Below are 6784 nucleotides of genomic sequence, written 5' to 3' on the forward strand. Positions count from 1 at the left end.
ACTGGCAAGTGAAGTCGCTGACATAATGTTTATCAAACAGACAAAAATTGTAAACTTATATTGTATACAATGGTAACAAAGCTATGCAGGCGGTATTCTTATCGGTAGTAACTATCTTGTATATTTGGACAAGATAAGACGATTTGATTCAATCATTCTATTGCTAGATAAATAACAATAAAAATAACTAAAGGAAAACCTATGACAATCGGTGTAGGCGGCGTTAGCCCGCAACAAGCATTAGCCACACTCACGAATATGACTCATGGCATAGGGTTGATAAGTGATGATGAATTTAATCGACGAATTCAACATGCACAACGATTGATGGCACAACACGGTTTAGATGCGATTTATGTTAATGCTGGCACTAACTTGTACTATTTTACTGGTACTCGTTGGTTTGCGAGTGAGCGTATGGTTGGCGCGATTATTCCTGCTGTGGGTGAGGTGCAGTATATTGCGCCAGCTTTTGAGCTCGATACGTTACAGGGATATATGACCATTAAGGGCCAAGTGAATACGTGGCATGAGGATGAAAGTCCATTTCAGCTATTTGCCGACGTGTTAGATAACATTGGCGTGAGCCAAGCCAAAATTGGTATTGATGAGTCAACCGCCTTTTTCATCAGTGATGGCATAGCCCAAGCCGCTCCACAGCATCGATTTGTCAGCGCCACAACGGTTACAGCTGGGTGTCGGATGATGAAGTCGGTTGCTGAAATTGCCTTAATGCAACGTGCTAAAGATATGACCCTTGAAGTACATAAAGCGGCGGCCAGCATATTATACGAGGGTATTACTACCATAGAGGTTGAAAACTTTATTCACCAAGCTCATGTTGCCGTTGGTGCGCCTAAAGGATCGTATTTTTGCATCGTACTATTTGGCCAAGATACTGCTTATCCGCATGGGGTTAAATCGCCTAAAGCATTAGCGCTAAATGACACAGTCCTGATTGATACAGGGTGCCAGTTACAGGGATATAACTCAGATATCACCCGTACTTATGTATTTGGTGAACCCAACGCTCGTCAACGTCAGTTATGGCAACTTGAACAAGATGCGCAAATTGCCGCATTTGAGGCGGCGCAAATTGGTACACCGTGTGGCGAGGTAGATGCTGCTGCGCGCAAAGTACTTGAAGCTGCAGGTTTTGGTCCAGGTTACGCAGTTCCGGGCTTACCCCATCGTACAGGCCACGGTATTGGTTTAGACATTCATGAATGGCCATATTTGGTGGGTAATGATATTACCCCGCTGGCGGTTGGTATGTGCTTTAGTAACGAGCCAATGTTATGCGTACCAGGCGAGTTTGGTATTCGCCATGAAGACCATTTCTATATGACAGCGCAAGGGCCTAAATGGTTTACACCGCCGGCGAAATCTATCGATGATCCGTTTTATCTAGCATGATAATCAAATTGTTATCGAGTGAAGCCTAATGAGTCAATAACCCATAACAAAAAGCCTCCAACAAGGAGGCTTTTTTATTTTCAGTTTAAACTGATACTCAGTGCTGATTAGTTAATCTCAAATAACTCAACGTCAAATATGAGTACTGAACCACCTTCAATTTTGCCGGTGGAGCGATTGCCGTAAGCCAATTGGCTAGGAATATAAAAACGGAATTTATCGCCAATGCTCATTAGTTGTACACCTTCGGTCCAACCAGCTATGACTTGGTTTAAGCCAAAGCTGATCGTTTCGCCGCGATCAACAGAACTGTCAAATACTGTACCGTCAATGAGTGTACCGTGATAATGCACGGTGACTTTACTTTTTGCGCTCGGATGTTCAGTGTTTTCGCTTTTGACTAATACTTCATATTGTAAGCCCGATAAGGTTTGTATCACACCTTGGCGTTTGGCATTTTCAGCTAAAAAAACCTTACCTTTCTCAATATTTTCTTTCGCGGCTTTAGAATTGTTAGATTGAGTAAAAAAATAAAAAATAACGCCCGCAATGACCAGTACGGCCAAAATCATACGCATAATTGATCTCGAATTGTTGGGTAGATAGTGCGACTAGTTTAGCGCAAAAACTGCTGGGCTAATACTTCTCAACGTAGCTAAAGGTAACATTGAGCTAAGAGGTTAACGGTATGCGTCTAATAACGGATGCCACTGCTGGTAACACAATAAGCTGAGCCCTGCTGAGTTGAGTACGATACAACACCACAACACCCATTTAAAAGATGATTTTTGGGTTTTATGGCGTAAGTGATATTGCCCAAGTAGCGCTGCAGGCCAGCCGCCAATTAAGGCAAAAAATTGTAAGGTACTTTCTTTTATGCGCCATTTCCCTCGTTTAGCCGCCGATTTGTCGCGGTAGTACAAGGTAAATGTGAGCAGATTAATTATGCCATATACTCCAGCAAGCCAAGGCTGGACTGCAGCCCAAATAGCACCGATAAGCAGTAACATTAACCAAGCAAATTTATTCATGCTAGCGTCAGCCCAGTAAGAGTAAGTTCATCTATCTGATGAGATAGAGCAATATTGCACAGAATGTCTGTTATTAGCGATTTTCTCATAAGTATTGATTATTCATTAGCTGGTACGTGAGACTAGCATACGCCAAAGCTTTTCTAGCGGACCTTGATTAAATATACGTAAATAGACATCGGCTAACACCAGCTGTAACAGGCTGTAGATAATTGCAATTGATAAGTAACCTGTTCTATCTAGCGAGTACAGCCACTCTGGTGCGATATAACGTAGTAGCAATATACCGACAATTGATTGCAGAATGTATAAACTAAATGCCAACTTACCAACGTTCTGCAGCAGAGTTAATCTATGGGGAGTATTTTTGCATAGCTTTACAATAATATGGATATAAATCAAAGCAGTCGCAAGCGCGCTGAACCATAATAATAGATCTGATATCGCTTCCCACATTGGATTACCGCTAAGACTCAGCAGTGAATCTAATGATGACAATACCACGGCCCAAAACACACATTGCCACAGGGTTTTATTGTCCAGCCCATCAATAAATATATTACGTTTATATAACTACATGCCCAATAGCATTAAGCCTGCGATATACCACATTAACGTTAATGGGATCACCGCTAACATGTAAGCAAACAAGCTTAAATGCAGCTTCAGTTGTTGCGAATAGCTGCCGGTCCAAGCCGACAGTTGCTCAGTGAAAAAAGCTGACTCGCGTGAGTAAACTTGATCGTCAGGCATCAGTGAAATAAGCGCGATGGGGATTAGTGATAAAAAGATAAACCATTTAGCCTTGCTAATTAGCTCATCGGCACTGAGTCTGATGTAGCGAAAAGCTAATAGTCCTGCGACACCATATGATAATAGTATATCGCCGGGAAAGATGAATATGGCGTGTATTACGCCAAAGGCAATTAGCCAATATTGGCGGCTTTTTATGTGTTTATTGTTCTGGGTAGTGGTGGCAGTATCCATTTCCATTTGCTGGCGTTGGTATTGGATTAACATTCCTACACCGAAAATCATCGCAAATAGGCTAAAGAAACGACCTTCTAAAAAGAAATTGCTAAAAATGAGTATGCCAATATCTGATAGAGGTTGGATTTCATGGGGAGCATAACCGAAAAAACTATTGCCCATAAAATAGATATTAAGGAAGAAAATACCTAATACGCCAAGCCCTCTAATCGCGTCAAGATTAGCCAAACGTATCGGTTTACTCGGAGCAGTTTGCTCATCCATGTCAGTTGTAACGTTAATAACCGAATTCCTTTTGCTATTAGCTATTTATGAACCCTCTTTATTCATTAAAGAGGCGCTGTTAGAGATTACCAACCACCTGTTGTAATGCAACTAGATAATGCGTTTAAGCTTGAAAAAACCATTATATAGGCCCAACGTTGAGTTTTGTACTGAGTAAAGTGGTATCTGTATTGCATAGCTATAACCATACCTAGCAGCGATATCGCATTGCTGTTGTTTTTATCGATACCATTTCACAGAAAAAACCAACAAGTTAAGTAATGCTTGAATTAAGGATAAATCTCATGACAAATGAAAAAATAATATTGATTACCGGTGCCTCTAGTGGCATAGGTGCCGCAACCGTAGATAAGGTACTAGAAGCCGGACACAAAGCCGTGATCACGGCAAGAAGCACTGATAAACTTAATGAAATAGCTAAACGTTGGGGCGAAGACAAGGTCTTGGCGGTAACGGCAGATGTATCCAAGCTGGATGAGATTAACAATGTCGTTGCCAAGGCAAAAGAGAAATTTGGTCGAATCGATGTTGTCTTTGCTAATGCAGGTACTGGCGTTAATGCTGCAGGCATTGAAAATGGCGATCCAGATGAATGGAAAACGATGCTCGACGTCAATATTAATGCGTTATTATTTACTGCAAAAGCCAGTTTACCTTCGCTAAAAGAAACGCAGGGGCACTTTATTATTACCAGTTCAATTGCTGGCAAGATAACGCTTAAAGGCTCTGTTTATGGCGCTTCAAAATGGTTTGCTTACGGGTTTGGACAGAATTTGGCAGCCGAAATGGCTGAATGGAACGGACGGTGTACCACGATATGCCCCGGCATGGTTAACACGCCATTTTTCGATGAGGCTAAACCTGACAAACTAGACCCTAGCGATATAGCAGATGCTGTTATATATGCTATTTCTGCTAATCCGCGATGTGATATACGTGAAATAACCCTTATGCCAACTAAGTAGCGGGAATAAAGTAGCGTAAGTCATTAAATTAGTTTGTTTAATTCATATTTTATTAACGTAAATTTTCTTCATACCCATAGGGATAGCTTGCCGATGCACTGCATCAGCGCTAGCCCTAAAGCGAATTAATCGATTATCCTATCAATTCTTCTTACCTAACAGGGCACAGCTAATATAGTCGTGTTTAATAATGAAGGTGTAATAGTTACATTAGCGCTGTAATACTTACCTACAATACACTTAGTTAGGCCAGCGCCTTTGTTTCATTTTATGGTTGTATAAAACGGTATAAGAGATTATTTAGATATGTGCTTACTGGCCGTAAAGTATATTACGGGCTGAATCGTTATCTAAAAAAGGCTCCAACACATTTTAGTGTTGAAGCCATTGATAATCACCTTTGGATAAAAACATGGGGGCTATTTATCCCTATTCACTACGATTAAAATTTATATTTAAACCCGACCGCGGCCTATTTTAAATCGGTTGAGAAATTAGCATCATCAATATCATCGGTTGCACAATCATCGGTTGCACTATCAAGGTTTAAGTCACTGTCATATAGTGTGTCGTCGACCTCAGCGGTCCAGCTTTCGTTGATATGATAACTACCACCAACACTAGCAAATAAACCTTCATCATCAGTGCTGTCGCGAGCGCCAAGAACCGAATAATCAGTCTTGTGGCACAATTGACCACCATGGACACAAAGACTGATGTTGTCTGACACTGGCAAACCTAATTTTAAATTCAGGGAATAGCCATTAGTATCTGTATTGGCTAAATCGTTGCCCTAGTTACCAAAGTCAATGTAACCATCTTCAACTGCAATGTATTGATTAAATCCATAACCTGCAAATACTTGATATGCATCTTTGTCGTCATCACATTCTTCGTCGCCGTCTACTCGTAAATAACCATAGTTAGCAACAACGTAGAACCCTTATGCATCTACTTCTGGATTATATGTTTTTGCTTGTACGCTAGTGTTTAAGAAACCAGCGGTAAATAAGTGTACCCACTAATATTGTCTTTCTCCTTACATATCCCACCACTTAACTCGAGTTGAAGTGAGTTAAGTAGGTGAGCTTTTTGCGCTGCCACAAACCGCATAAACATTGACGACTTAATTCGCTATTTAATCTGTTATTCACTCCGGTATAAACATTAATACTCCACAAGGCTTGGTTAAATGACTTGAGTCAATCATGTAGATATCAGACAAGTTTATGTTCTCTATTGGGGAGTAAATTAAACCACAACCGTGTGTGTAAAAACTTCATATTCCTTGTAAATTATTCATCTTTTATAGATTAAGCAGATCAAGGTTGATTTTATTTTTCAATAAAATCAAGTTGATAAGTTTATTTTATTGTTGGGGTGTTTATTGCATCTAAGAAAGTAAGCTAACAATGGTTAGTAGTACAGTCAAAACAGGAGTGAATATGTTAAATCAAAAAACAAGTGTAGAGAATGTAACAGATGTCATCCAAGTTATGAGAGCTGGTGTCGAGTTTTACCAAGACACAATTGAGAAGGTCAGTAACCCAGCGCTCAAAAGTACTTTCACCAAAATGGCCACGAAAAAAGCCACAGCGATTCAAGCATTACAACCACTCGCCATTGCTGAGCAAGGTGATATTGAAGATGGGAGTTCTTTTGCGGTAGAGTCGCGCAAAATATACACCAAATTTGTGGCAGTGTTCTCAAGTGATGAAGACTACACCTATATTAAGCAACTTGAAGAAGTTGAAGATAAGGTGCTTGAAGTGCTGGATGATGCAATCGATAAAAATCAACAGGGTCAGGCATTGCTTATACTGACCAATATTCGAGCGGATGCGCAATCGATGCACGACGAAATGAAAACTCTGCAACAGTTACAGAAAAACTAGTACTGGTTCATTGTTTAAATGCCCTGCGGCGGGGTATTTGAATGCTTGGTTGTAATCTCTAAAGCCGGACTACGGATTAGGGATATTTTTGCGAAATGAGTCGATTGACTCAGGAAAATGAAATTCAGCAGTCGCTTGTAACTCTAGAGAAAATTCAGACATAAAAAAATCGGCCTCAGAAATAAATCTAAGACCGATTATG

General features: G+C 40.4%; 6 protein-coding genes and 3 pseudogenes. 3 read left to right on the top strand and 6 right to left on the bottom strand.

All coding sequences use genetic code 11. The annotated features are described in order from the left end of the window. Positions 1-201 precede the first annotated feature (201 nt). The gene (locus H5185_RS10835) at positions 202-1416 is read left to right on the top strand and encodes a Xaa-Pro peptidase family protein (RefSeq protein ID WP_182742086.1); all 1215 of its coding nucleotides are present in this window, start codon (positions 202-204) and stop codon (positions 1414-1416) included. Between the two features lie 107 nt (positions 1417-1523). Here the strand turns inward: H5185_RS10835 and H5185_RS10840 are convergent, their stop codons facing one another. The 4 genes and pseudogenes from H5185_RS10840 to H5185_RS22955 form a co-directional block, all read right to left on the bottom strand. Beyond that, a complete protein-coding gene (locus H5185_RS10840; RefSeq protein ID WP_124017877.1) occupies positions 1524-1994 on the bottom strand; it encodes an FKBP-type peptidyl-prolyl cis-trans isomerase in 471 nt (156 codons plus the stop codon). Positions 1995-2096: 102 nt separating this feature from the next. Continuing rightward, positions 2097-2447 carry a DUF1294 domain-containing protein gene (locus tag H5185_RS10845; protein WP_124017878.1) on the bottom strand — a complete coding sequence of 117 codons (351 nt, stop codon included), beginning with the start codon at positions 2445-2447 and terminating at the stop codon, positions 2097-2099. Positions 2448-2552: 105 nt separating this feature from the next. Continuing rightward, positions 2553-3008 (bottom strand): annotated as a pseudogene (locus tag H5185_RS22950) (DUF418 domain-containing protein); the annotation flags it as partial. Between the two features lie 12 nt (positions 3009-3020). Next, on the bottom strand, positions 3021-3701 hold the full coding sequence (locus tag H5185_RS22955) for a DUF418 domain-containing protein (RefSeq protein WP_259396207.1): 681 nt from the start codon (positions 3699-3701) through the stop codon (positions 3021-3023). Positions 3702-4006: 305 nt separating this feature from the next. On the opposite strand from H5185_RS22955, the gene H5185_RS10855 reads away from it, so the two are divergent. Next, positions 4007-4687 carry an SDR family oxidoreductase gene (locus H5185_RS10855; RefSeq protein WP_182742087.1) on the top strand — a complete coding sequence of 227 codons (681 nt, stop codon included), beginning with the start codon at positions 4007-4009 and terminating at the stop codon, positions 4685-4687. Positions 4688-5159: 472 nt separating this feature from the next. On the opposite strand, the pseudogene H5185_RS10860 reads toward H5185_RS10855, so the two are convergent. Both H5185_RS10860 and H5185_RS23445 read right to left on the bottom strand, forming a co-directional pair. After that, positions 5160-5462, bottom strand: a pseudogene (locus H5185_RS10860) (porin family protein); the annotation flags it as partial. An 18-nt stretch (positions 5463-5480) separates the two neighbouring features. Continuing rightward, positions 5481-5579, bottom strand: a pseudogene (locus tag H5185_RS23445) (porin family protein); the annotation flags it as partial. A gap of 553 nt (positions 5580-6132) precedes the next feature. Between H5185_RS23445 and H5185_RS10870 the strand changes: the two are divergent. Beyond that, entirely contained in the window at positions 6133-6582 is a 450-nt protein-coding gene (locus tag H5185_RS10870; RefSeq protein WP_182742089.1) for a PA2169 family four-helix-bundle protein, read from the top strand. Positions 6583-6784: the final 202 nt, after the last annotated feature.

It is taken from the genome of Shewanella sp. SG44-6, assembly GCF_014164185.1.
In the GTDB taxonomy this organism is placed as follows: domain Bacteria; phylum Pseudomonadota; class Gammaproteobacteria; order Enterobacterales; family Shewanellaceae; genus Shewanella; species Shewanella vesiculosa.

Bases quoted from the DNA above. Each gene is read 5' to 3' on its own strand.
- H5185_RS10855 (WP_182742087.1), top strand. From the start codon at position 4,007: ATGACAAATGAAAAAATAATATTGATTACCGGTGCCTCTAGTGGCATA.
- H5185_RS22955 (WP_259396207.1), bottom strand. From the start codon at position 3,701: ATGGATGAGCAAACTGCTCCGAGTAAACCGATACGTTTGGCTAATCTT.
- H5185_RS10845 (WP_124017878.1), bottom strand. From the start codon at position 2,447: ATGAATAAATTTGCTTGGTTAATGTTACTGCTTATCGGTGCTATTTGG.
- H5185_RS10870 (WP_182742089.1), top strand. From the start codon at position 6,133: ATGTTAAATCAAAAAACAAGTGTAGAGAATGTAACAGATGTCATCCAA.
- H5185_RS10835 (WP_182742086.1), top strand. From the start codon at position 202: ATGACAATCGGTGTAGGCGGCGTTAGCCCGCAACAAGCATTAGCCACA.
- H5185_RS10840 (WP_124017877.1), bottom strand. From the start codon at position 1,994: ATGCGTATGATTTTGGCCGTACTGGTCATTGCGGGCGTTATTTTTTAT.